Below are 25,176 nucleotides of genomic sequence, written 5' to 3'. Positions count from 1 at the left end.
TTCTTATCCTGTCGTTCCCGCTATGCGGCTACATCTCTCTTGGTAAAGACTAACCAAGAGATGAGCATAAACACTAGGCAATAGGCAGCCAGAACGGAAACGGAGAAGCCGATACCCACTCCTCCCGGTCCGATAGGAGACTGGATATACCCGCTCAGATCGGTATGGAGAAAGAGCAAGTATTTGGCCCATTGAAACCGTTCCGGATTGAAAATAAAACCAAATATATCTTTGGTGAACAGAACCAGCAGCGATAATCCAATCGCCAGTCCGCCTGAACGGAATACGGTAGATAGCATAAAGGCTATCAGCGAGATCACAAACACCTGGATCGTATCCGTCAGCAGGAGCAGCAGGGAGTTGTTCATGGACGATCCCTCAAATCCGCTAGAGAATCCCGTGTTGCCCGAGAACAACAGCATGGAGATAGCGATACCCACCACAGCCGTAATTCCCGCACAGAGCAGATTAAATAGAACCAGGGACGTGAATTTGGACATCAGGATTTTGCCTCGGCTCCACGGGCGAATCAGCAGCAATTTGATTGTGCCTCCTGCAAATTCGCCGGCAACAAGATCCGCAGCGATGATTACCGAGAATATGGCACTCAAATAAATGGTGAAGCTTTCGGTCCAGGTAAACACGGTCCAGACATCCATCGGTGCGTTGGTAAAGTACAGCATGGCAGGCATCGCCACATTAAACAACACCAGGATTGACATCATAACCCATGTCCGTACACGGTAGTAAATCTTCATATTCTCATTGGCGACAAGACGGGTAAAGTTACTCAACGGCGGATCCCCCTCCCGTCATTTCCAAAAATTGATCCTCCAGCGACCGCGTTACCGGCTGTATGGCATACACCTGAATGCCGGCTCCGACCAAAACCGCATTGATATCGGCAATCATGTTCCGGTCCCCACGGACGATAATTCGATGTTCCTGGGCTCTCGCTTGAAAATCCTGGAGCAGTCCTTCGGCAGCGTCCGCATCACTCACAGTAAATGCCGTTTCCTCGAACATCCGCTCCCCTTCAGCCGTCCGAAGTTTCCGGATGTCAATCAGCTTGCCATGGCGAATAATACCAACGGTATCACACATAAGCTCCATCTCAGACAGCAGGTGACTGGATACGAATACCGTCGTCCCTTCCTCCTGCGTCAATCTGCGCAAGTAATCGCGCAGCTCACGGATCCCCTGCGGGTCCAAGCCGTTTGTCGGCTCGTCCAGAATCAAGAGCTTCGGCCTATGCAGCAGTGCTTGCGCCACGCCCAGACGCTGGCGCATCCCCAGCGAATAGGTCTGCACCTTCTCATGAATTCGGTTGCCCAGCCCAACGAGCTCCACCACTTCGTCGATGCGTTCTTTGGTGATGCCCTGCATCATACGCGCAAAATGCTTCAAATTGTTATAACCGGACAGAAATTTATACATCTCGGGATTCTCGACAATCGCTCCAATCTGGGCGGCTGCCTGCTCATAATGGTTCCGAATGCTGTAACCCCCGACGGTAATATCCCCTTTGGTAATGGACATCAGCCCCACCATCATCCGAATGGTCGTTGTCTTGCCTGCTCCATTCGGCCCAAGAAATCCGAAGATCTGTCCAGGCAGGATATCTAAGGTCACATCATCAACCAGAACCTTGGACGATATTTTCTTCGTAACCCCGAGCAATCTTACCAGCGGTTCCTGCTTCATGAAATCGATTCTCCTTTGCCAAATGACGCACGTTCAATTATCCCTAATTATACACATTACATAATATGAGTCTATTCGTACCCTCACTTGATGTGTCTTATACGACTAATCATTCAACTATCTTGCACTATAAGAAATGATGTATTGGATGTGACAGTGTTACACTCTCTACATATTCCCATCGGCATATCATATCTGTAGAAACCGGTTTTAAACACACTAACACCCTCTATCATCAGCACGATCCGACGGCAGCTGATACAATACATTTTCATTTCATTCTTCACACATGATCCACTCCCAATGAGAAATGGCTTGATATAATGGTTTTCGATACAGAATGTATCCTAATAAATTTGTACCCTTTTGTCAAACAAATATCTTCAATACTTAAGGACAATTAGGTGAACAGGCATCACTTCATACGATCCTTGATCATATTTTGTAAATAAGAATAAACAAATCAGCTGGGAGGAAACAAACATGCCTGTCCTGAATAATCTAGCCAATGTTAAAAATTTCGGAGCAAAAGGCGATGGTGTTGCAGACGATACGTTAGCCTTCCAAAGCGCAATAAATGCGTGTGCATCAGGTTCATACTCGGTCATCTATATGCCTAAAGGCCGATACCGTATTACGCAAACCTTGGTATTACCGAAACAGGAAAGGCCTAATACCAACGCCACACAGGGGATCGGGCTTACGATCTATGGGGATGGAATGTATGACAGCGGTATTATCTATACGGGTACCGACTACGCCCTTTACAGTGATAAAGACATGGCTGAAACCATCTTATTTAGAGACTTTTATATAAACCACGCCCAAGGCGGGGGGATTTATTTGCCCCAAGGTGCACACCAAATGTTCGAGCGTTTCTTTTCAAGTGCATGCGGCGAAGGCAAAATCGGGGTATATATTCAGGGGATGCGAAGCGGTACGAACTCCACTTCAGGTTATGGGGGCTACATGATCTCGTTTCGCAATTGCCGATTCTGGCAGGAGACGGGGTATCTGGGAACAGGTTTGAAATTGGAGGATATCGTATTGTGTACAACCATTGATAATTGCTTTTTTTCAAGATCAGTACGGAATTACCCCCACCTTGAAATTGTGAACTCAGACAGTATTCATATTACGTCAACCGCTTTTGAAAGGAGCGAACAGGCCGTTCCCCCTGCTTCTCCCTCTGAAGGACGCACCGAGGAAGATGTCATGCGAGATGCAATTGCTGCAAATAAAGTAATGACAGCCCCTCTAATCAAATTGAATAACTCCCGAGCCATATCTATTGAAGAATGTCATGCAGAAGCCACCTATGAAAGCTTTGTCGGTATCTACGGGCATACTTCCGGCGTATGGATTGACGGATGCCGTCTGGATCACTATGCTATCACGGATTATAATCCCAATAAAGGTTACATCGTTACCGTTGATCCAGGTTCTACAGCATCACAAGATATCATTCTCGGCCCTCGCAATTACCGAATTCAGGCTAATCATCCCAATACAACACACGGGACACTGGTCAAAGATCCGGTCGGCTGTGTAATCGTCGAGAACATTGCGGATCGAACATCATTTCGGGATTCCTTCTATTTAACGGAACGACGCACTGTACCCTATATAGGCTCTGCAGGGCATAACCTGCTTCGAAATCCGTCATTATATGCCATGTTTGCAAATGATGTCCCTTACTCGGTAGAACCCGACCCTGGCTTTACCTTCAAACAGGCTGCTCCATCAGGTTGTATTGTCTCGCAGAGTACGAGCAGCACCAAGATCAAGCTCCGAATGAGAACCATAGAGCGATTGCATAAGCATGAATACTACACTTTTGTTATCTCAGGCACTAATCTTTCCGGTATATCCACTCCATTATTTGTTGACATCGGGGGGGACACCAACGATCTGACACTCATACTTCCTTCTGGCTCTGAACGCTTCACCATCACCAAAACGTTTAAGAAATTCTATTCCGATATCGTCGACCTCGTTGTATATGAACCGCTGAACCTTCAAATCCATTCTATTTACGTTATACCGAATATCGTTAATCAAATCCCTTATGGTGAGGAGACGATATCAAGCTCAGCAGTCTTTACTGAACTGATCCGTTCCAGCAGTATGGTCATCAGTCCGCTGCCCGCAATCCCTGCAGCATCTGCCGCCCACCGGGGCCGAATCATCATGGTTGAGGACAGCAGCGGCGTGGATTCCCTATATATCTGCAAGCAGCGTTCAAAAGGTGTTCATACCTGGATCAAGCTGGGATAGTTCAAACGACCTGAGCTTTGAACATTTTAATAAAGAAGCGGGCGAAGACGCACGTCTTCACCCGCTTCGTTTCAGATCAAGAACCCTCTCGATCCATATGCTCTTTGAGCAGCTCATGGATTCGCTCACGCTCCTTATCAGCCACATTATAATACCAGATACCGCCGATATTCTGGCCGCTGCCCTGAATCTCGACCTGCTCGATCTTCTTCATATCCTGCCGATATTCCGTTACAAAAGTCTTCATCTCATCAAATCGTATATCTGTCTTTACGCTTGTGCCTACCTCCTTAAGTAAGGTTTCAAGCTTAAAAGCGGTTGAAACATCAAGCGCATTCTTCAATACCTCTTTCACAATTTGACGCTGACGTGAGTTTCGGCCCAAATCGCCGCGCGGATCCTCATAACGCATACGAGAATAAGCCAATGCTTCTTGTCCGTTCAAATGTAAACTGCCTTCTTTAAAATGATGTCCCTCATAATTAAACGTTATTGTATTATCTACATCTACTCCGCCAAGAGCATCAATAATGTTCGCAAATCCTTCCATATTAACTTTAATATAATAATTAACAGGAAAATGCAGCAGTTCTTCCACCGTCCGGACGGACATCTGAATTCCTCCAAAGGCATAGGCATGATTGATTTTGTCCTCGGTACCATGGCCTACAATTAATGTTCGGGTATCCCTTGGTATGTTGAACATGAGTATGGATTGTTTAGACGGATTGACCGATAGCATAATCATCGCATCCGAACGCCCTCGATCATTGGGGCGCTCATCGATGCCCAGCACCAGAACTGTGAAGGGCTCGCGCTGATCAATATCTGCGGAATGTATTTCCTCCAGGACCGGATCGGCTGATATAAAAGCGGGAAGCGATGACGGTTCTCGCTGCTCGTAAATTTGTTCAGCTGTCGCTTTAACAGACTGATACACATATATACCGTAACCGCCTGCCAACACTGTAAGACTTACAAGTGCAGTCCCCGTAATCTTAAGCCACTTTCTCATACCTTGTCATCCTCTCCGATCTAACACTTCCCTCGGTCTCGTTCTTGCAGACCTCCAATATGTATATGCACTAACCAGCGTAATACCGAACAAAGCGGCGATTGAATCCAAAACAACATCCTGTGCTTTAAAGACGCGGTAACCTGATGTACTTTGATGCAGCTCGTCGCTGATGGCATACAGCACGCATAAGCACCACGCAATTGGCATGGCGACCCTGGCCCTGATTCGCAACAAGGTCGCCAGCAGTAGAAACAACAGGCCGCCAAGAACTAGATATTCTCCGATGTGAGCAGCCTTTCGAATGAAGAATTCAACAAATCCAGGCATACCCTTTGCATCGATACTGACAATCTCCCCGGCATAAGTGAATGAAACCCAGGAAAACCAATGTTCAATCGTTGTTTCAGGCAAGTGCCTCTGCAGCCACGGTCTTAGATCCTGCTGCTGATACGACTGGGAGGAGAAGAAAAAAATGATGCTCATCCACATGATTACGATGATGATGATCAACAGGCGCTTCTTGCTCCTGTAGCTGCTTCTCTTTCTGCTCACGATATCCTCCCCGTTACATTATCGCCTATACCCTTAGACGAACTGAGTCATTTCTTCCCATTGAAACGTTAGCCTTATCGTATCTTCCTCTGATACCTCAGTACCGGATTGAACCTCTATAAATTCAAGATCCTCCAGGGCACGAATACCATGCAGGGTTCCCGCTGGAATTTTGAGCACATCTCCGGCTTTAACGGGTTGCACCTTATCTTGAATGCACACTTCTCCAGTACCGCTCGTAATGGTCCAATATTCTTCACGGTGAAGATGATAATGATAACTGGAGTTCTTCCCTGCATCTATCCGAATTCGCTTTGTCAGAACCTCCTGCCCATTCTTGTGCTTTTGCAGGTCCAGCACCCGATACCACCCCCATCGCCGTTCCTCGTACATTGGCCGCTGTTCGATATGTGAAATGAATTCTTTCAATCGCGGACTGGATGATTTCTCCGTAACCAAAATACCATCAGCACCTGTAGCAACTACTACATTAGAGAGCCCCAACACGGCTACCGGAATATCCAATTCATTAATTAAATGCGTGTTCTGGCAATCATCGCTGATCATTCCCTTTCCGTTTATGGGCGAGGGAATCTCTTCTGTTAGCGTGTTCCATGTCCCAAGGTCCTTCCAGCTGCCTTCATACGGAACAACCACTACGCGCTGAGCCTGCTCTATTACCTCATAATCAAAGCTGATCTTGGACAATCGCGAATATTGTTTCGACATCTCCTCATATTGAATCGGCAGTCCCTTATCAATCAACAGCTGAATTAGATAATCGAGCTTGAAAGAAAACACACCGCAGTTCCAATAAGCAGACTGTTCCATGTATTCCAGGGCCTGCTCTTCGCTTGGTTTTTCTTTAAAGCTTTTTACTTTATGGAAGGCGACCGGTCCGGCTTTGGCTCGCTCTGGCAGAATATAACCGTATTTCTCCGAAGGATAGGTTGGTTTGACTCCCATCAGAGCGATATCTGCTCCTGAATCGGCTAAAACTCGATCTAAGGAAGACAAGGTCTGAAAAAAAGGTTCTTCCACAAAAGGGTCTACAGGCAATACTGTTATTGTTTCCTTCAAATCCACATTGGCAATCGAATACAAGTATACGGCAGCGAGCGCAATAGCCGGGAAGGTATCCCGCCGCTGGGGTTCCACGATAATGGGCACTCTGCCAGGGAGCTGATTTCGAATAATTTCAATCTGCGATATGCCTGCGGCAATAAAGGATGAATCAGCCAAATTGGTCTTCTGCAGCTGTTTCCAAACCCGTTGGACCATAGATTCAGACTGTCCCTTATCTCCTGGGAGCACTTTGAGGAACTGTTTGGAACGAAGTTCGTTGGAGAGAGGCCATAGACGCTTACCTGAACCACCGGACAATAAAATAATTTTCATCTTACTACTTCCCTCCATCCTTCACACAGAAATTATATGGATTGCAGAAGCGTTCGGTATTTATCGATGGACTGAGATTTGGCAAGATAACGTTCCAAATATAACCTGCCGCCTCGCCCTGTCAATTCCAACGTCTCCTGACCGCAGGCGTACATATTCGCTATATGCTCGGAGATTTCATGGTATTGTTGCGGCTCTATCACAACTCCGCATCCGCTCTCCTTAATTAGAACAGCAGCCTCGCTGCCTTGTTCCAGGACACCGAGAATTGGCTTTCCAGCTGCCATAACGCCGTATATTTTGCTCGGAACAGAGACACCCTTGATTCCCTTTTGATTGACTACCAGATGAACATCTGCTGCGCACAGGGAGTATTTGATATGTTCCTTAGGCTGAAAAGGAAGGAAACGCACATTCTGTAATCCCTTATCCTTCACATACCGCTGCATTTCGGGCTTCACTGCGCCATCCCCGATAAAAACAAACAGGATTTCCGGATGATCCTTAAAATCCGAAGCCACTCGAATAATATTCTCCAAATCGTAATACAAACCCAGATTGCCCGAATACATCACGATAAATTTCCCTTGTAAATCATGCTCTCTCACAAACTTCGATACTTGAGCATGACTGCGAGGCAAGGGGATGATATCCTGCTCGTCAGTCCAATTGTTGATGACACTGTTGCTGGGCACCCTGCGCCCGCGAAAACGGTGGTTCAGCGTTTCTTGCATGTCCTGTCCAACTGTGATGATATGATCGGATACGCTACAGCTCAAGTTATCAATTTTCTTCGCCAGACTAAACAGCCATTTACGATTCGTATAACTGATAGCTTCAGCCTGCTCTGGATTAAAATCCATAATGTTATACACGAGTTTGCCCCGTTTCAGAACCTTACCGATTGCTCCGACCAATCCCCCGATAATTGGAGGCGAAGATATTGTATAAATCACATCCACCTTCTTAATACGCAGCAGAGCAATAACAGCCAATATAAAATATGACAGGATAAACATGACACGGCTGAATTTGCTTCGTTTATCCACTTTGGGTGTACGCAGACGGATAACGCGTATTTGTTCGAGCTGATCGTATTCGAACAGCTTATTTCTCTTGCCTAGATCTACATTTTCCGGCTGAACAGCGATAACTGTCACATCAAAATCATGCTGAAGTTCAAGACAAAGCTCAGTCAATAATTGCCCTGAGGAAGCATAATCCGGATGAAAATAATTAGCTACAAACACAATTTCTTTTTTCATTTCATGACCCCTTACTGTCTTGGAATGTTCTTCTGGTCATTTGTATGAACCTTACCGACATCCTTATGTATCAGGCAAATCAGGGTAAGGATCATTCCGTACGACAAGGTTTTGTAACTGACCTGAAACAACAGGCCGATGACTACAGGTACAAACGCTGCCAGCATATAAGGAAGCATGACCATCGTAAACCGCTGTAAAGCCCTGTACATGATCCAGCCAAGATAAGACATCAACACAGCGATGCCAATCAATCCACCCTTCAGCAAGAAAAAGCTGACAGCTGAATGGGTATAGGAGACAAGAATGTTGTTCACCGCCGGATCATGAAACAACCCTCCCCAGCCCACTCCAAACAACATGGAGTAGGGAGACGCTGAGGTTTCAGCCAATACGGCAGCGAGCTCATCCGTTTTTCCGTTGGCGCCAAAATCCTCCTGCTTAGATACCAACAGTTCAAATGAATTGGAGATTTGTTCTTGGGCAAAAATTCCTGCTGCAACAAGAACGATCAGCCCGATGATCAGCTTATTCATTGATTTGCGTGAACTTACCAGGAAATACACAGCAAAGCACAGCACGGCAAGTGCAAGAGGTGCACGCTGGGCAACGGCCATGAGCGAGCCAAGCGCCAGAAAGCCTCCAGTCAGCATCGCAATGCTGCCCAACCATCGAAATGGGCTTGCACTTTTCCACGTATGGACCGCCATGATAGGAAGAAAGACTCCCGCAAAAGAAACGCTCGGATCATAAGGTAGATATAAAAAGTTGTCAAAATAGTACATTCTGCCCACTTCAAGCGGGGAAATCTGTACAACGAGGTAAAATCGAATAGATAGAATGACGCCCATTACGGATATGATCCAGGGCAATATGGCAAGCCAGTTAAGCGTTGAGCGTTTCATCGCAGGCAGAAGCAATAACGGAACGAACAGATACACACATGGGATCAGATCGCGGATAATATCCGTCATATCCCAGCCATAAACAACCCCGCCATTCAGGAGTCCAATCCACAATAAGAAGAAAAAACCCGCGTGAATAATGACAGGGACGGTTCCGTAATGCCGATACAACGAGAAACCTCCACCCAAGACGATGATTCCCGTTGGAACGGATACAAATAAAATCAAAAGAACGGCAATCAAAGCTTCTGGAATACCTGGGTCCGCTGGAAAAGGGGAACTAAACAGCGCATATAACAGCAGCGCCGCTATAAAACCGAATCCTCCCCAGTTGGCCACTGAGCTTCTGCCTCGATTATGCAATGTATCAGCAGGTAAACTCAGATTGTGATTCATGAGATTGACTCCTTATCTTTTAAGATCAGAACAGTGAGGAGCATTCCATAGGAAAGAGTCTTAAAACTGGGCTGAAAAAACAATCCGATCATAATCGGAACTCCAGCTGCAAGCATATAAGGCAGATTGTTCATGTTTACCCGTCTTAGGCACTTCAGTGAGATCCAGCTAAGATAAGCCAAGAAGACAGTCAGGCCGATAACCCCCCCTTTTAAAAGCAGAAAGGTAAATGCCGAGTGCGTAAACGAGACTTCCGACATATAAGTAGGATCAAAGAATAATCCCCCCCACCCGATGCCGAGCAGCAAGGTGTACACCGATTTGGATGTTTCCTGAAGAACAGCTGCCAGTTCATCTGTCTTACCGTTCGCTCCATAGTTCACTTGCTTGGATAACAGCAAATCAAACGAACTCGATATCTGTTCCTGTGCCAGCATTCCAGCTCCAATCATGATCACAAGGATAACGAGCAACTTGCGTACGGACCTTCCAGAACTTAAACCAAAATATACCGCAAAGCATAGGACAGCCAGCCCAAGAGGCGCCCGCTGTGCCACTGCCATTAGGGACCCTAACGCCAAAAACCCTCCGATTAACATAGCAAGACTGCTTAGCCAACGGAGTGGGTTTGAGCTTTTCCACGTGTGTACAGCCATGATTGGAAGGAAAACCCCTGCAAAAGAGACACTCGGATCATACGGAAGGTATAGAAAATTATCAAAATAATACATTTTCCCTATATCCAGCGGTGAAATACGAACTTCCATATAAAATCTGATGGATAAAATAACACCCATTACTGCGACTAACCAAGGAAGAATAGACAACCACTTTAATTTGGAACGGTTCATCGCTGGAAGAAGGAGCAAGGGGACGAATAAATACACACATGGGATGAGATCACGCAATATATCCGTAGAATCCCATCGGTATATTACGCCTCCATTTAGTAGGCCCAGCCACAGCAGCACAAAAAAACCCAAATGCAGCGGCATGGGAACTGTGTCATATCTGCGATATAGCGTGAAACCGCCGCTTATGACAAAAATTCCTGTAGGAAGTGATACAAACAATATGAGCAATACAGCAATCAGAACTTCTGTCATGCCTGGATTGGCTGGAAATGGAGCGCTGAATATAGCGTAAATCAAGAGAGCCAGGATAAATGCCAGCCCTCCCAAAATCCCTCCTCCGTTCGGAGTTGGGACTGAGGACAACGGATTACCGATAGCACTACGGCTGTTCATGTGCCCTGACTTACTTTCCGAAGTTCCGACATCTTGATTCCAATCTGCCAATAATAAACGGAACGAGCAAAGGCATAGTGGAAACCGGCGGATCCATCAAGAAAGCCGAGTTTAACAATGTATGAGTGTATAAATGCAACGACCCATTTCAGCGGCATTCGATCAAAAAGCTTTTTCTGAAGACTGCGGATAAAGATTTGGGATTCGTTCAGATTACGGAAACCACCATTAGAGCGGACAACAGCCTCCCAATCCGAGTAGCGATTATGCTTCGCAAAATAGTCAAACAGGGAATCATGATCATAGTGCACCATGCAGTTGCCCAGCACCCCGGTACCTCCATCGATTTGAGGCTGATAATGCCCTTCCACTTCCCACATATTCGACGCAGACAGATCGTTATGATCCAAAAACCTGCCTTGGCTACGGTGAAACAGTACAAGCTTATACATCCTGTGCCCATGCTTGAGCACTTTGTTCATGAAAACATAGTCGTATGCTACGAAGTAACCTGCGGCCAATATCTGATTACTCTGAAACATATCCATCACTTCGGCAACCAGCTTTGGAGTAGCTTCTTCATCAGCATCAACATAAAACACATAGTCGTTTCGGAATGGCAATTCCTCAAGGCACCATTGCTTCTTCTTGGGGTACTGACCATTCCAAGTGAAATTGATTACATGAGCACCCATTTCCCTTGCTATAGTACAGGTTCGATCCGTGCTGTTGGAATCAACGACGAATATTTCATCAAAAGCAGATACCGAAGCCAGACATTTCGCGATATTTTTTTCTTCGTTCTTTGTCATGATAATGACGGACACCGGAATTTTATTTTTCATAAGAAAAGCGCACCTTCTTATAGAATTTAGGAAAGCTATGTTTAACCAAACGAACACCCCAATGCAGCAATGCAACGGCAACACGAAGGATGATCGGCATCCTAAGAATAGTCTTGCGGATAAACCATTGATCCCTCTGACCTTGCCTATGCTGTATTTGTGAGACTCCACCCTGTTCAAAAATACATAAGGGCTCCGGAATGTATGCTGCAGTTCCACCTCTTACCAACAGTTCTGCCGTCAAAGCGTAATCGGCTCCAATGGGATATTCAAGGCGATACCTGATGCTGTGCAGGCTTCCCAGCCTGAAAGCCATGGACTGATGATGCGTAAACATGCCGTACCACATTCGCTTATGACTGCGGGCTGCTTTGTATAACAGTTCACCGAAAGTTGTTTCCTCAAGTGCATCGCCATACAGCAAATCGGGTAGGTGATTTCGTAAGGCCTGCACTTGAAGCAAGTCTCCAGTCAAATGATCATGAAACTGATCCCCGGAATTCATGAAGACAACGTAACGACCTTTACAATGTTCCAGCCCTTTATTCATGGCATCGTAGATGCCTTGATCTGGTTCACTGATAAAAGACAACCGTTCATCTTCAATACTCTGAAGAAAAACCAGCGTACCGTCGTCTGATTGTCCATCCACTACGATCCACTCCAACGAGATAGATTGGGACCTTACGCTCTGCCAAGTTTTGATCAGACCCTGCAAATTATTCCTGCAAACCGTGACTACGGACAGAAATACTTCAGATCTGTCTTCTACCCACTGAGTCCGTATCATTTGTAACTGGCTCCCTTGGATTCGAACTTGCTGTTCTAAGTTTTTGTTTCTGCCTGCAAGACGTATCAACTGACGAACCAGATCAACGGGATTGAAGTGAACCGAAATACCAAGTTTTCTTCTCACTTCTACCCACATCCACCCGTTCTGTGCAAACAAACCGCATACCATCACTATCGCAAGCGCAAAAGGTCCCCATAGATAAACAACTGTTACAGCTGCTATTACCGTGACAACACTCGTAATCAGTGTAATCTTCAACATGGTACGCTCATTACCGGTTAAGGTCAGAAGCAGGCCTGATGGACCTGCAAACAAATTAATTAACTGCCCCACCGACAATACCGCCAGTATCGTTTGACCCGAACCATATGTAGTTCCAAAAGCCAGATTGAGTACTTGCTCGCCCATTACAATAAAAACAGCTCCAATAACAATTGCAGGCAATGTGGAGATCCCCACTATAACTCGTCCATAATTCTGTATTTTGGGGAACTGAGCACTGCCGAAATATTTGGAGATGATACTCGTCATCAATGTATTCATCAACACCACAAAAAAATTAAGCACCGCCAATAAGCGAACTGCTGCCCCGTAAATCGCCACTTCACTCTCGCTGTAAAATACACCTAAAATCCAGATGTCGCTTGAGGTCAGCATAAACAGAGCTACATTGGATGCCATCATTGGCAATGAGACAGCCAGCAGTTGCCGTGCCCTTGGCTCATTGCTCATTGCCGCTTCATTCGTTTGCTGCCGGTTTCTTACCTGGAGGAGCTTTAACAATCGCCAACCGGCTATGAAGCAGCTTGCCCCCATACAGACTGTCACGAGCAGGAGCGCTTCCTGAAGCGACCAAGACGAACGGCCCAGCCACATCATCAAACCCAAACCCACAAGCATGCAGAAATTGGACAATACGCCGCTAAATAATGTTGCCTGTTTGACATCACCATGACCCCGAAAGGTTTCAGCTATTAAATTCTGCAGCACCGTCAGCATAATCCATAGCCCTGTCCATAGTGCAGCGGAAGCCATAAGTTCCGAGCCTAATACGCCTTTAAGGAGCGTGAGCTGCAAAAATATATACAACAGTCCCGTACCCGCCGCTCCAATAGACGCTAACTTTAAAGACAGCAGCGCGGTATTCTTGGCCCTCCTCCACGTTCCATTTTCCCTGTGCTCAGCCATAAAACGAATAATACTCTGATTCAATCCGAGCGTACCGAACACACCACCGAAAAAAGCGATGTTAAAAGCCATCAAATATGCACCGAAAGCTGCCGTATCCAGGACCCTTGATAGTAAAATGTTAATAAGTAAGGCGGACCCCGCAAAGAATGCCCGCCCTACAAATATCCACAAACCACCATTCACAGTTTGATTACGAGTTAATTCACGAAGATGATGGAGTCCATGCTTTCCGCTCTGTTTTCTTGATGAGCGTTTGCTTCTCACACCAATGCCGCAGACAGCGCTTCTTGGTATTTAATCTCTGCTCGCACCCGCTTCATGTCCTCATCCACCATCATTTTAATTAACTGCTGAAAACTGACTTCAAGTTCCCACCCCAGCTGCTGTTTAGCTTTCGTACAATCCCCGAGAAGCAAATCAACCTCCGCAGGTCGTACGAATTCTGGGTCCATGACTACATAATCCTCATAATTTAAGTCCACATACGAGAAGGCTACTTCAAGCAGCTCTCTGACTGTATGCATTTCACCCGTCGATATGACGAAATCGTCCGGTTGCTCCTGCTGGAGCATTAACCACATGGCCTTAATATAATCCCCTGCATATCCCCAATCCCTCAACGCATCAAGATTCCCCATACGCAGCTCTTGCTGCAAACCATGTTTGATCCTGGCCACAGCATCTGTCACTTTCCTGGTAACAAACTCCAACCCCCGCCGAGGGGATTCATGATTGAATAAAATGCCGGAGCAAGCAAACATCCCAAAGCTTTCTCGATAATTCACCGTGATCCAATGACCATATACCTTAGCTACACCATAAGGACTTCGCGGATAAAATGGAGTGGTCTCCTTCTGCGGAGTTTCAATCACCTTGCCAAACATCTCGCTACTCGATGCTTGATAGAAACGCGTATCCGGTTTAACGAGTCGGACCGCCTCCAGCATATTGGTAACGCTGATGGCTGTCATTTGACCTGTCGCCAGAGGCTGAGGCCAGGAAGCCGCTACATAAGACTGGGCTGCCAGGTTATATACTTCATGAGGATCCGCAATACGGACAGCCTCGATTAGTGATGCAAGATCGGTAAGATCGCCAGATATCCAGTGAATTTGCTCCTTGATATGCTGCACATTCTCATAATTGGGCGTGCTGGTCCGACGTCTCAGTCCATAGACCGTGTAGCCTTTGCTGAGAAGAAATTCAGCAAGATATGAACCATCCTGGCCGGTAACACCGGTAATCAATGCTCTTTTCATATTTATCCTCCAACAGGTTTACTGAAGATCTGATGAGATTCCAAAAAATGATCGTACGTTCGGGCTAAGCCATGCTCCAAAGTAATCGAAGCCCTCCAGCCAAGCTCAGTCAGTCTGCTAACATCAACCAGCTTCCTTGGTGTTCCGTCAGGCTTCGAAGTGTTATAAACAAACTGTCCTTCGTAACCAATAATGGAGGCAATACTTTCGGCAAGCTCACGGATCGACACATCCTTACCGCATCCGATATTGACAATGTCATTCCCCTCATATTGATTCATCAGGAATACACAAGCATCGGCAAGATCGTCAGCATGGAGAAATTCCCGTTTTGGCTGACCACTTCCCCATATTTCTACTTCTTGTCGGCCATTCTCTTTAGCTTCATGTATTTTCCGCAGTAAAGCCGGAAGAACATGAGAGGTTTCCAAATCATAATTATCATTCGGACCGTATAAATTCGTAGGCATGGCCGATATAAAGCGAGTTCCATATTGCCTGTTATATGATTGACACATCGTGATCCCGGCTATTTTGGCAATGGCATATGCCTCATTGGTAGGTTCTAAAGTGCCTGTCATGAAATATTCTTCTTTCATCGGCTGTGGCGCCAATTTGGGGTAAATACACGTAGAGCCAAGAAATAGCAGCTTCTTCACTCCGTAGCGGTAAGAAAGATCAATAACATTATTCTGGATTTGAAGATTATCGCGTATGAAATCGGCAGGATAATCGCGATTAGCAACGATGCCACCGACTTTCGCTGCAGCGAGAAACACGTATTCGATTCCTTCACTGCAAAAGAATTGCTCTACGCGATCATGTTCTCGCAGATCCAGCTCTTGACTGGTACGGGTAACCAGATTATGGTATCCCTGTTGTTCAAGAGCTCTTACAATAGCAGATCCCACAAGACCGCGATGACCGGCCACATATATCCGGGAATCCAAATTCATATCTGCCATCTCCTTCATTAAAAAGCATCTTTGGACCCTAGAAACACTCGGACTGTCTTTAGCATAATCCGGATATCCTGGGTCGTAGATTGTTCGCGGATGTACTGCAAATCCAACTCCACCATTTCATGGAATCCAAGCGCGTTTCTCCCGCTTACCTGCCACAAGCCGGTACAGCCAGGTACTACACTTAACCGCTGCATATCATATGGTGTATAGGACTCTACCTCTGTAGGCAGCGGCGGTCTCGGGCCAACAAGGCTCATTTCGCCCCGGAGTACATTCCACAGCTGTGGAAGCTCATCAAGACTCGTTCTCCGAAGAATACGTCCGACCTTCGTGATCCGAGGGTCGTTCTTCATCTTGAACATAGCACCCTCAATCTCATTTAGATGAATCAGTTTTTGTTGCAGCTCCTCCGCGTTTACAACCATGGAACGGATTTTGTACATTTTAAAGATTCTCCCGTTTTTTCCTACGCGGGTCTGAGAGAAAAACATGGGGCCATGGGGATTTTCGAACTTCATACACAGGAATATGATCATAAATAGAGGCAAGAGCAGAATAAGACCAACTGCAGACAGAATGGCGTCCCCTACCCTTTTCAGTCGGGAATACCCGATATGGGGCTTCGCTGGAACAAGGTGTACCCCTGTCATCATCGGATATTCTTCTGCTACAACACTCTCCAGCGTTCTCGTTTCTATCGTCGTCTCTACATTCATGGCTTGACCTGGTCTCCTATCTAGCCAACGTTCGATTCTTATGTATCATTTGCTCAAGTCCATGCAGTAATGGAAGACGCAGCTCATCTTTCATCAATGCGAACTCAACCGATGTAAGAATAAACCCGAGCTTCTCTCCAACGTCATAGCGGGTGCCTTCATACTGGTAGGCGTACACTTCTTCAATGTCAGTCAACTTCTGTATGGCATCCGTCAGTTGGATTTCCCCACCGATTCCTTCTTTCATTTGTTCAAGGTATGAAAATATGGCTGGAGTTAGGATATAGCGTCCCATGATAGCCAAATTCGATGGAGCTTCATCGGCTTGCGGCTTTTCCACCATTCCTTGTACTCGGGATAATCCCCCAATGGTGGGTACAGGGTACGGATCAATGATTCCGTATCGATGCACCTCTTCGGGAGATACGTATTTCACGCCGATGACTGAACTCTGTGTCTGTTCGTACTGCTCAATCAATTGTTTGATGCACGGCTTATCGGCACGAACAATATCGTCCCCCAGCAGAACGGCAAACGGTTCGTTGCCTATAAACTTTCGTGCGCACCATACAGCATGACCCAGCCCTTTGGGTTCCTTCTGACGAATATAATGAATGTCCGCCATTCGTGAAGGACGCTGTACCTCATGAAGCAAATCAAGTTTCTTGGTTTGCCTCAACTTATGCTCTAGCTCAAATGCATGATCAAAATGATCCTCAATTGCCCGCTTGCCTTTACCTGTGACGATAATAATGTCCTCAATACCTGACTCTATTGCCTCTTCCACAATGTACTGGATAGTTGGTTTATCCACGATCGGAAGCATCTCTTTGGGCATTGCCTTGGTTGCTGGCAAAAATCGAGTACCCAGTCCGGCAGCAGGTATGATAGCTTTTTTAATGGTTGCCATTGTACTTCCCTCCTCTATCCTTATCATTTCGTGTGTACCGGAAGATTGGTTGTCGTGTATGCCGAGTGCTTAAGCGAGGGCATCTAACCCTGCCTCACTTTATGCCCTTGACGATGAACGTCTAAGGCATCCTTCATTACGGATGCCCACAGCATAATCGAGTGCCTACGGTGGTAGAGGTTCAGTAGGCATCACCTGATGTATGCTATCTTAAAATCCTATCAATCAGACGCGTTAACGATAGCTTTACCGGACCCTGGAGGTTCTACCGGGCTGCGTCTGGAAACGGATCCGCCTCTCGCTTTGAAATCACTTGATTTGAAATGCTGTATGACAGCAAGAGTTGGAAGTCCAAGAACCATCTCGACCTCTTTGTCAGTACGGATAGAATCATCCAAATATTCGAGCAAGAAGCAGAAGCCAATCGACAGCATAAGTGACACTACGAAAGCAATCACCACATACAGCAATGGGCTTGGAGTGACTGGTTTGGGATCTGCATTATTTTCATACAGAATCGTTATGTTTCCACCCGGAATGATAGAGGAGATTTCGGATTTAAATACATCAGCAACGGCCTTTGATACTTTAAGGGCACCTTCATAGCTATAATCTCTGACAGATATCGTCATAACCGGTGTATCCTGCACCGAATCAACCACCATCATATCCATCAAATCTTTCACAGTGAGTTTCAATTCCGGATGCTGCTCAACGACCTTCTCCAAAATCACGCTCGTTCCGATAATTTCCTTGTATGTATAAACCAAGCGCATCCCCATATCCATGTCATCTGAACTAAGGACAGACTTTTTCTCCTCTGTTTTGTTTGTCACAATCATCTTGTTGCTTGCTTCATATTGAGGTTCAACCATTCGATAGCTGTAAAATCCAACGAGTACGCAGACCACAGCAACAACAAGGAGAATTAGCCATAGTCTTTTTTTCAAAACGGTAGCATACTCCTTAAGTTCAAGTTCCACTAAATTTCCTCCGTCCATAAGCAAATGTTCTTTTCCGATACAATTCGTATCATATAGCATCTTCAATTTACGATACAATTCGTATCATGTCAATACTGAATTGGTCTTATTTACCTATTAACGATACATTTTGTTACACAATCAGAAGATATCTCACAATATTTCAGCATATTTTCTAGGCATGAAAGCGTACACAAATATAAATACAGGATAATAAAAAAAGAAAAACGCCTCCTTTCGGCAAGCGTTTACATAATTTGGTACTCTTTTCATTTAAATTGTGAGTCCATATAACTAAATGATTTTATTCCAAAATAGCTTGCTGCGTTTGTCGAGGCGCGACACATGTAGAGCAAATCGCCTTCCATCGGTATCTCGAATGATGTATGTTTCGTTTGATAGTATGTCTATATTCTCTTGGGGTTGGTTCGTACGAAACACAACCTTGCCATAACTGGTCTCCACATCCCATAACCAATGGTTACCCTGACGTTTGATCATCTTGATTGCAACAACTTTAGGAATCATATAGCGGCGCTCAAGATCCTCCCGTACCGCAGCTTGGCTTGATATATCTAACTCACTTAACGAATGAATTAGGTGAATCTCTTGATGCGATGCGGTTCGCACAGAAATATACCTCTCCGGCTCTGTAACTGGAAATGTGAGAACGAGGTATATATCACTGACCGGCTCTCCATTCATAACAGCCTCCAGTACCCCTTCCTCATTCCGATAAAACCGAAGCCCTGAACCCTTATGTCGTATTCCCCTGCTTATTCTCACTATCTCGCAACCTCCTGCATCGGTATCCATACCTCTCTGCCTGACGCCCCCTGTGCAGCATGAAGCAAACGATGGTATACCCCTCCGCGATTGAGCAGCTCCTCATGACTTCCGCTTTCGACAAGTCTTCCTCCTTCAAGAACCAAAAGCCGGTCTGCGCGCTGTAGGGTTGACAGGCGATGGGCAATCACAATGGTCGTCCTCCCTTGAATCACCTTATCCATTGCTTCCTGAATGACCGCTTCGGTCTCAACATCTACGGAAGATGTTGCTTCATCCAGAATGAGGATCGGTGGATCGAGTAATACAGCTCTTGCAATCGCTATTCGCTGCCGCTCTCCCCCAGACAGACGGTGTCCACGCTCTCCTACCTTTGTCTCATAGCCATGAGGGAGTCGGCATATAAAATCATGTGCATTTGCGGTCATTGCTGCCTGTATAATATCCTGTGCTTCAGCTTCAGGATTTCCGTAAGCGATATTCTGTGCAATCGTACCATCAAAGAGGAAGGTTTCCTGAAAGACAACACCGATATTTTTGCGCAGTTCCTCTTGTCTGATGCTGCTAAGGCGACGGCCATCCAGTAATATCTCCCCCTCATCCGGATCATAGAAGCGGCATAACAGATGAATCAAAGTCGACTTGCCCGCCCCGGAGGGACCGATTAAGCCTATCATTTCACCAGGTGCAATATGGAGATCGATTCCATGCAAAATCCGTCTATCTTGCGCATAACCAAACCCCACATGGTTGTATCTAATCTCTCCCCGGACTTTGCTAAGTGGCTGCGCTTCCTCGTCGTCCGTCACTTCGGCTGGAGTATGGATCACCTCAAAAATTCGTTCTGCGGATCCAAGCACCTCATTTATCCAGCTTGCGGACTGCGCCAACCATTTAACAGGTCCGAAAAACATGATCAGATAAGTTGCATATGCACTCAAGGTTCCGACAGTCATGCCACCTTCCAGAACTTTTCGTCCTCCGGCAAACCAGATAAGCGCAACAAATAATGAAATAAACAACGTCAGTACGGGTGTCATGAACATCCATAAATTCTGTATGGATATCATGCGGTTTACAAATCGAGAATTTGCCTTATCAAAACGCTCTTTCTCATCATTTTCCTTAGAGAAAGCTTTAATGATCCGTATTCCCTGAAGGGCTTCTCCAACCATATTTTGAACATGAATAGACGACTGCCACTGGGAATACCACATTTCTCTCACCTTGGGCCACAGACGCATCACGAATAGTCCAAGCGGTGGAAGCGGTATTAGAATCATCAAGGTCATACGCCAATCCAAATAGAACAGCATCCCCAGAATAAAGAGGGCTGATAACAATTGCGATGTCAGATGAACTATGCCTTGGGACATAAAATCCTTGATGGTATCGGTATCCTGGTTAATGCGTCCAATATATTGAGAAACCTGACGGTTATCAAAAAAACGCATGGATTGCTTCATCAGGGCATGAAACATATCTCTCCGAAGTTCACCCAGAAAACGCCCACCGATCGAAATCGCAGTATAGCCTTCAATCATTTGCAGCAGGGCTTGTAAAATGTAAATCCCCGCGAGCAAACCAGACATCCATAATAAATGAGAGGAAACGCCACCCATACCGACAGGTGCTGATATCCCGTCAATAATCCATTTGATTATATACGGAGGGGCAAGTGATACAAGAACCGTAAGGATAACGATAATTCCCATCACAATCATAGAAGCACTATAGGCTCTACTCCGCTGAAGAAGATGAGACACGGTACTCCATTTACGGTTACAACGCATACAGGAATCCTTAGCAGATCTCATAACGCGCCCACAATGGGCACAGGTTTTATTTCTATCCTTCAAATCGTTGCGTTTATCCGTGGTGAATGAATCTTTCGATACCCACTGTTCAACCCGTGATAGAGCCTTACGACAGGAATCGAGATGCATTTCCGTGAACCGAAGAATTTCAACCGGACCTTTAGCTGTCGAAGCCACAAGATAGCCACCGCCCAGAGCCTCAATCAATCTAATGTTTTCAACATTCTGCTTGGGAATGTGCAGGATTTGTCTCCCTTCACGATCCAGTACGAGAAGCTTGGAAGCAGTAAACAAAACCTGTAATTGTTCAAACTGCATATTGCGGTTCAAGTCTCCCTGTAATGTCAGCCATGCTTCTTCCATGCCAAATAATCCCGAATTACCAGATGCGCTCGATTCTCGTCTTCTTATTCCCCTCATAATCAACACAACTTTCTATTTATAGCCTTCTGAACGACAAATACCGCCTCACCATCTTTGGCCACAGCGGTATGTTAAGTGTTATCCAGGTTAGCAATGACAACTTCCAATGATGGGCCGGAATCCAGCCTTTTTTCTTATACGTGCCCGTGAAACACCCCAGAATCCGAGCGGCATTTACCGGTTCATCAGGGACAATATTCGTATCCCCTTTAAATATGTACTGTTTCGAATCGCCTTCCCCTTGAATATCATAAAGACGATGACAGACGAGCTTTCCCTCTGTGGTAATGAAGAGATATACTTCACCGATCCGGAGTCCGTCATGGTTGAACGCCTCAAAGGAGCTGCGCTCCCCTTCCATCATGAAGGGAAACATACTGCGTCCCCAGGAGGGAAGCTCGATCCCTCCGCGTCTAGTCAACCATTCGGTCACGATTTTGGTCTCATCCATCATATTTCAGCAGACCGCTGCCTAACAGCTGCTCTATAAAGGAGTTCACATCTTGTTCAGCAGTATGACGATCAATCTCATACTCTTCGGCAATTTTCTCAATGATCTCATCAATGAGTCCATATTCAGGGATGATGCTCCATATATAACCTCCAAGCTCATTCAACTTGGTCGCCACATGCTCCTTCATATTTAGCAGAATCCATTCACTGCCAATCATTTCGCTCTCAACATGTTCATTCCTTCTCAGCAGCTTCGTTTGTGTTTGACTCATGAAATCCTCTCCCAAAACGTATCATTTTTCTGAAAATAGAGCTGGTACGATGGAACCTGCTGTACCACTTTCTTGCATAAAGCGATCATGTTTCTTGTTTCCTCTGCATCGTGGCGCCAATAAAATACCTTATCCAACATAAGAGCGAATCCATCTAACGGTGTGATTGAAATACGCTCAACGTCAGGTGATTGAATAATATAATGAATACCGTATAATTTCGCCTCTTCAAGTTCACAGGGATTCTCCATCTCGCTACGAAATGGAGAATCGTATACGGTCACACGTCCGTTTTCTTCTATGTACAGAAACGTAGCTTCATCAGATAAAATCGGACGCGGACGCGACAACTCAGCTACAGTAGACTTCCCTGCACCGGATTGGCCTGCAAACATCCATGCTTTGCCTTCATGAATCACACAAGAGGAATGGATCAGCAGCCCGCGCGCTCCATGGATTAGCCATGAGCTATACAAGTTAATAAGTGCATGCTTCAAGGCAAACTCATCATAGATATGAATTTCCGCCGAGCTGTAATCCCGGGATGAAACCATATGATAGTCGCAGCGCTGGAAAGTAACCGAATGGTCGGATGCGGAAATATGGACAGGTCCTTCATCAAAGGGCTTTCCGTACCCATCCTGAATACGAACATACAGGTCAGCCTGCGGCTCCTGATGTTGAATATTGGATATCCTGAACCGCCGCTTGACAAATTCAGCCATTCGTTCTGATTGTGTTTTGAAGGATATCCGGGACTTTCCGACTATTGCAGTAGCTACAAACATATGATCAACCTCAACTTCCACTTATAATAATTCAATTCGAGCGAAAACTGTGCATGGAGTCATTAATAAATAAATGTATACCTGTTACCAGATAGGATTCCCGCCTCCACCCGGGTTGCTGGGACGAGTTGTGCCGAACTCCACTTTGCCTTGTGCCAAAATCTTGGGAGCCTCATACGTTTTTTTCATACTTAACACCTCCTTCTTGAGGATTAGTTTATGATACAATATGTATCATGTCAACTGATTATTGTTACACATCGTAACTTGTAAATAGTAAAAAGAAGCTATCTGAAGATTTCACGTTTTCGGATCCACAATAATGGAAGATTCCAAATCAGGAACCCTAGCTGGGACCAACGCTGCCCCCATGTATCGTGAACCGTAAATGCAGTCACAATTCGAAACCAGGAGTAACTGAAACCTTTACGACCCAGCATTACCTTGCGTGCTTTTTCAAGATTCCATCCAGGATACTTAAACTTATAAGGAAGCATGGGCATCGGCTTCAACCTTTGAAGATGTGGAAGCATATCATAAGCTAAAGACAAAGCAATCCATACCTTAGAAAGATTTCGATCTGCGGCGGCAACATCTAGTAATTCAGCATACTCGAGCCTGCTATCCATCACGTGAATAAGGGTTGCTATATCTACAAAATATTTCATCGACATCATATGATGATTCATACCATGCAAGCATATATGATAGAAAGTGTGCAAGGGACTCAGCTCATAGACATAATGGTAGCCACTCATTAAGGAAGCATCTCTCCACAAGCGCGAGACATCAGTATTCGTAAAATCTTCCCTGATAATATTCCAATGCAGTTCTACGGTTAATGAGGGGAAACTGGCATTATTCAATGGTTTGACGTATTCTTCATGGAAATGGGTCGGATCGCCTGTCACTTTATCAAATCCAAGGCTGATCAACAAATCGCTTGCCTGATGTAAGTCCTTCTTACCAACAAGCAAATCAATATCCGTCGTTCCACGAGCTGCAAGACCGCCGAAATAGCGTTCAGCAAGCTGTGTCCCTTTTAAAGGGATTACCTCTATACAGGACGCTTCGAAGGTCTGAAGTATCATTTTCAGTTCGGTTTTAATGAGGAAGTTCTGTATCAGGACAATATCTGCTTCAGAGCTTAACTTGAGCCGGACCTGTTCAGGTACTTGATGAGACAATCCTTTTTGTCGAAGCTCAGCGAACACCTGTGGGGCGATATCAAATAAATCGATATCCATCATAAGGTTGACATATTGCATCTCATCAAGAGAGGGCAATCGTCCCTGATATAACTCATCAAGAAACGTAACCAGGACATCTTGGTTCTTCATTTCAGCCATGTACTGCCATAATAAAGCTGTTCAGCTTCATTTTCGCGAATGGTGATATTGTTAAGCACTACCCCAAGAAGACGTGCCTTAACATGCTCGAGTTGAGCCTTTGCCTTTTTGACCTGGGATTTCTTTACTTTCCCTCCTAGCACAACTAAAACAACACCATCACACAAAGCGCTGACAATAAGCGCGTCACTGACTGCCAATACCGGAGGCGTATCAAACAAGATCATGTCATACTTCTGCTTGAGATCGTGGATTAACACTTGCATATTTTGAGAACCTAACATTTCGGAGGGGTTGTATGGAATAGAGCCTGAAGGAATAACGGAGAGATTAGGAACAGCAGTCTGTCGTATCACATCTTCAACATCCATCTGCTGGGCCAAAACATTTGTTAATCCAGTTTCATTGGAAACGCCGAATACATGGTGTAACGAGGGTTTGCGTAAATCTGCTTCGATTAATAATACATTTTTACCTTCATGAGCATAGGCAACAGCCAGATTACTTACCGTTGTGGTTTTGCCTTCATTCATTTGGGCCGAAGCAACCATGATGACCCTTACTTGCTTGTCATGAACAGAAAATTGAATATTAGTCCGCAGTCCTCGATAAGATTCTGCTGCCGGAGATTTTGGATTAATGACGGTAACCAAGGGGTTTTTGTATTTTCTTGCCATATTACCTCACCTGCCTATTAAAATAGTCCGTTCTCTATGCATGAGTGCACGGATTTAAGGTAAAAGAACTAATGACCAAGCAACTCAAATATAGTAAAATGTCTGTATCACTGTATGATTAGCTTTTTATTATATTGGCCTTGCGAACTATGTATGTAATTTCTATAAACGGAGTGATTTAGCGCCA

General features: G+C 45.4%; 23 protein-coding genes. 1 reads left to right on the top strand and 22 read right to left on the bottom strand.

From position 1 onward, the window contains the following. Positions 1 to 20: 20 nt before the first annotated feature. Positions 21 to 794 (bottom strand): ABC transporter permease, encoded by a 774-nt coding sequence (locus B9D94_RS04650; RefSeq protein WP_148246529.1) that lies wholly within the window; start codon positions 792 to 794, stop codon positions 21 to 23. Continuing rightward, positions 787 to 1,704, bottom strand: a complete 918-nt coding sequence (locus tag B9D94_RS04645) for an ABC transporter ATP-binding protein (RefSeq protein WP_006212477.1) — start codon at positions 1,702 to 1,704, stop codon at positions 787 to 789. The genes B9D94_RS04650 and B9D94_RS04645 overlap by 8 nt, the downstream gene beginning before the upstream one ends. A gap of 483 nt (positions 1,705 to 2,187) precedes the next feature. Here B9D94_RS04645 and B9D94_RS04640 point away from each other — a divergent pair, with 483 nt between their 5' ends. Then, complete coding sequence (locus B9D94_RS04640) at positions 2,188 to 3,981, top strand: glycosyl hydrolase family 28-related protein (RefSeq protein ID WP_006212478.1); 1,794 nt, start codon at positions 2,188 to 2,190, stop codon at positions 3,979 to 3,981. 76 nt (positions 3,982 to 4,057) lie between these two features. Here B9D94_RS04640 and B9D94_RS04635 read toward each other — a convergent pair whose 3' ends face one another. The 20 genes from B9D94_RS04635 to B9D94_RS04535 form a co-directional block, all read right to left on the bottom strand. Next, positions 4,058 to 4,996 carry an LCP family glycopolymer transferase gene (locus tag B9D94_RS04635; RefSeq protein ID WP_036640699.1) on the bottom strand — a complete coding sequence of 313 codons (939 nt, stop codon included), beginning with the start codon at positions 4,994 to 4,996 and terminating at the stop codon, positions 4,058 to 4,060. Positions 4,997 to 5,002: 6 nt separating this feature from the next. Next, the gene (locus tag B9D94_RS04630) at positions 5,003 to 5,551 is read right to left on the bottom strand and encodes a VanZ family protein (protein WP_006212480.1); all 549 of its coding nucleotides are present in this window, start codon (positions 5,549 to 5,551) and stop codon (positions 5,003 to 5,005) included. 33 nt (positions 5,552 to 5,584) lie between these two features. Beyond that, a complete protein-coding gene (locus B9D94_RS04625; protein WP_006212481.1) occupies positions 5,585 to 6,949 on the bottom strand; it encodes a sugar phosphate nucleotidyltransferase in 1,365 nt (454 codons plus the stop codon). 32 nt (positions 6,950 to 6,981) lie between these two features. Next, entirely contained in the window at positions 6,982 to 8,214 is a 1,233-nt protein-coding gene (locus tag B9D94_RS04620; protein WP_063477697.1) for a glycosyltransferase family 4 protein, read from the bottom strand. A gap of 11 nt (positions 8,215 to 8,225) precedes the next feature. Next, positions 8,226 to 9,515 carry a membrane protein gene (locus B9D94_RS04615; RefSeq protein WP_036640705.1) on the bottom strand — a complete coding sequence of 430 codons (1,290 nt, stop codon included), beginning with the start codon at positions 9,513 to 9,515 and terminating at the stop codon, positions 8,226 to 8,228. Continuing rightward, positions 9,512 to 10,696, bottom strand: a complete 1,185-nt coding sequence (locus tag B9D94_RS04610) for a hypothetical protein (RefSeq protein ID WP_006212484.1) — start codon at positions 10,694 to 10,696, stop codon at positions 9,512 to 9,514. Before B9D94_RS04610 ends, B9D94_RS04615 begins: the two co-directional genes overlap by 4 nt. 62 nt (positions 10,697 to 10,758) lie before the next feature. After that, positions 10,759 to 11,607: a glycosyltransferase family 2 protein gene (locus tag B9D94_RS04605; protein WP_148246528.1), complete on the bottom strand. Its 849-nt coding sequence runs from the start codon at positions 11,605 to 11,607 to the stop codon at positions 10,759 to 10,761. After that, positions 11,597 to 13,774 carry an oligosaccharide flippase family protein gene (locus B9D94_RS31385; protein ID WP_253806175.1) on the bottom strand — a complete coding sequence of 726 codons (2,178 nt, stop codon included), beginning with the start codon at positions 13,772 to 13,774 and terminating at the stop codon, positions 11,597 to 11,599. The genes B9D94_RS04605 and B9D94_RS31385 overlap by 11 nt, the downstream gene beginning before the upstream one ends. A gap of 77 nt (positions 13,775 to 13,851) precedes the next feature. Next, positions 13,852 to 14,850, bottom strand: coding sequence for a GDP-mannose 4,6-dehydratase (gene gmd / locus B9D94_RS04590; protein WP_006212488.1), 999 nt, complete (start codon positions 14,848 to 14,850; stop codon positions 13,852 to 13,854). Between the two features lie 2 nt (positions 14,851 to 14,852). Continuing rightward, positions 14,853 to 15,806, bottom strand: a complete 954-nt coding sequence (locus tag B9D94_RS04585; RefSeq protein WP_036640757.1) for a GDP-L-fucose synthase family protein — start codon at positions 15,804 to 15,806, stop codon at positions 14,853 to 14,855. Between the two features lie 17 nt (positions 15,807 to 15,823). Next, the gene (locus tag B9D94_RS04580) at positions 15,824 to 16,531 is read right to left on the bottom strand and encodes a sugar transferase (RefSeq protein ID WP_006212490.1); all 708 of its coding nucleotides are present in this window, start codon (positions 16,529 to 16,531) and stop codon (positions 15,824 to 15,826) included. A gap of 16 nt (positions 16,532 to 16,547) precedes the next feature. Beyond that, the gene (gene galU, locus B9D94_RS04575) at positions 16,548 to 17,441 is read right to left on the bottom strand and encodes a UTP--glucose-1-phosphate uridylyltransferase GalU (protein WP_006212491.1); all 894 of its coding nucleotides are present in this window, start codon (positions 17,439 to 17,441) and stop codon (positions 16,548 to 16,550) included. Positions 17,442 to 17,662: 221 nt separating this feature from the next. Then, positions 17,663 to 18,391: a YveK family protein gene (locus B9D94_RS04570; RefSeq protein ID WP_253806104.1), complete on the bottom strand. Its 729-nt coding sequence runs from the start codon at positions 18,389 to 18,391 to the stop codon at positions 17,663 to 17,665. A gap of 327 nt (positions 18,392 to 18,718) precedes the next feature. Next, on the bottom strand, positions 18,719 to 19,129 hold the full coding sequence (locus B9D94_RS04565) for a DUF1854 domain-containing protein (protein WP_253806103.1): 411 nt from the start codon (positions 19,127 to 19,129) through the stop codon (positions 18,719 to 18,721). Between the two features lie 80 nt (positions 19,130 to 19,209). Beyond that, positions 19,210 to 21,390, bottom strand: coding sequence for an ABC transporter ATP-binding protein (locus tag B9D94_RS04560; RefSeq protein ID WP_006212494.1), 2,181 nt, complete (start codon positions 21,388 to 21,390; stop codon positions 19,210 to 19,212). Between the two features lie 76 nt (positions 21,391 to 21,466). Then, a complete protein-coding gene (locus B9D94_RS04555; protein ID WP_063477702.1) occupies positions 21,467 to 21,904 on the bottom strand; it encodes a S24/S26 family peptidase in 438 nt (145 codons plus the stop codon). Then, entirely contained in the window at positions 21,894 to 22,175 is a 282-nt protein-coding gene (locus B9D94_RS04550; RefSeq protein WP_006212496.1) for a PqqD family protein, read from the bottom strand. The genes B9D94_RS04555 and B9D94_RS04550 overlap by 11 nt, the downstream gene beginning before the upstream one ends. After that, complete coding sequence (locus B9D94_RS04545) at positions 22,172 to 22,963, bottom strand: hypothetical protein (RefSeq protein ID WP_063477703.1); 792 nt, start codon at positions 22,961 to 22,963, stop codon at positions 22,172 to 22,174. Before B9D94_RS04545 ends, B9D94_RS04550 begins: the two co-directional genes overlap by 4 nt. 287 nt (positions 22,964 to 23,250) lie before the next feature. After that, positions 23,251 to 24,303: a nucleotidyltransferase family protein gene (locus tag B9D94_RS04540; RefSeq protein ID WP_148248724.1), complete on the bottom strand. Its 1,053-nt coding sequence runs from the start codon at positions 24,301 to 24,303 to the stop codon at positions 23,251 to 23,253. After that, the gene (locus tag B9D94_RS04535; protein WP_006212500.1) at positions 24,300 to 24,989 is read right to left on the bottom strand and encodes a CpsD/CapB family tyrosine-protein kinase; all 690 of its coding nucleotides are present in this window, start codon (positions 24,987 to 24,989) and stop codon (positions 24,300 to 24,302) included. Before B9D94_RS04535 ends, B9D94_RS04540 begins: the two co-directional genes overlap by 4 nt. Positions 24,990 to 25,176 lie beyond the last annotated feature (187 nt).

Source organism: Paenibacillus sp. Cedars (genome assembly GCF_003184205.1).
GTDB lineage: Bacteria > Bacillota > Bacilli > Paenibacillales > Paenibacillaceae > Paenibacillus_AQ > Paenibacillus_AQ glucanolyticus.
This window is presented reverse-complemented; position numbering and strand designations above follow the sequence as displayed.

Coding starts and splice junctions, on each gene's coding strand:
- B9D94_RS04635 (WP_036640699.1), bottom strand. CDS start 4,996: ATGAGAAAGTGGCTTAAGATTACGGGGACTGCACTTGTAAGTCTTACA.
- B9D94_RS04555 (WP_063477702.1), bottom strand. CDS start 21,904: ATGATGGATGAGACCAAAATCGTGACCGAATGGTTGACTAGACGCGGA.
- B9D94_RS04545 (WP_063477703.1), bottom strand. CDS start 22,963: ATGTTTGTAGCTACTGCAATAGTCGGAAAGTCCCGGATATCCTTCAAA.
- B9D94_RS04615 (WP_036640705.1), bottom strand. CDS start 9,515: ATGAATCACAATCTGAGTTTACCTGCTGATACATTGCATAATCGAGGC.
- B9D94_RS04560 (WP_006212494.1), bottom strand. CDS start 21,390: ATGGAAGAAGCATGGCTGACATTACAGGGAGACTTGAACCGCAATATG.
- B9D94_RS04625 (WP_006212481.1), bottom strand. CDS start 6,949: ATGAAAATTATTTTATTGTCCGGTGGTTCAGGTAAGCGTCTATGGCCT.
- B9D94_RS04640 (WP_006212478.1), top strand. CDS start 2,188: ATGCCTGTCCTGAATAATCTAGCCAATGTTAAAAATTTCGGAGCAAAA.
- B9D94_RS04535 (WP_006212500.1), bottom strand. CDS start 24,989: ATGGCAAGAAAATACAAAAACCCCTTGGTTACCGTCATTAATCCAAAA.
- B9D94_RS04580 (WP_006212490.1), bottom strand. CDS start 16,531: ATGAATGTAGAGACGACGATAGAAACGAGAACGCTGGAGAGTGTTGTA.
- B9D94_RS04565 (WP_253806103.1), bottom strand. CDS start 19,129: ATGAATGGAGAGCCGGTCAGTGATATATACCTCGTTCTCACATTTCCA.
- B9D94_RS04550 (WP_006212496.1), bottom strand. CDS start 22,175: ATGAGTCAAACACAAACGAAGCTGCTGAGAAGGAATGAACATGTTGAG.
- B9D94_RS04620 (WP_063477697.1), bottom strand. CDS start 8,214: ATGAAAAAAGAAATTGTGTTTGTAGCTAATTATTTTCATCCGGATTAT.
- B9D94_RS04605 (WP_148246528.1), bottom strand. CDS start 11,607: ATGAAAAATAAAATTCCGGTGTCCGTCATTATCATGACAAAGAACGAA.
- gmd (WP_006212488.1), bottom strand. CDS start 14,850: ATGAAAAGAGCATTGATTACCGGTGTTACCGGCCAGGATGGTTCATAT.
- B9D94_RS04540 (WP_148248724.1), bottom strand. CDS start 24,303: ATGAAGAACCAAGATGTCCTGGTTACGTTTCTTGATGAGTTATATCAG.
- B9D94_RS04585 (WP_036640757.1), bottom strand. CDS start 15,806: ATGAATTTGGATTCCCGGATATATGTGGCCGGTCATCGCGGTCTTGTG.
- galU (WP_006212491.1), bottom strand. CDS start 17,441: ATGGCAACCATTAAAAAAGCTATCATACCTGCTGCCGGACTGGGTACT.
- B9D94_RS04645 (WP_006212477.1), bottom strand. CDS start 1,704: ATGAAGCAGGAACCGCTGGTAAGATTGCTCGGGGTTACGAAGAAAATA.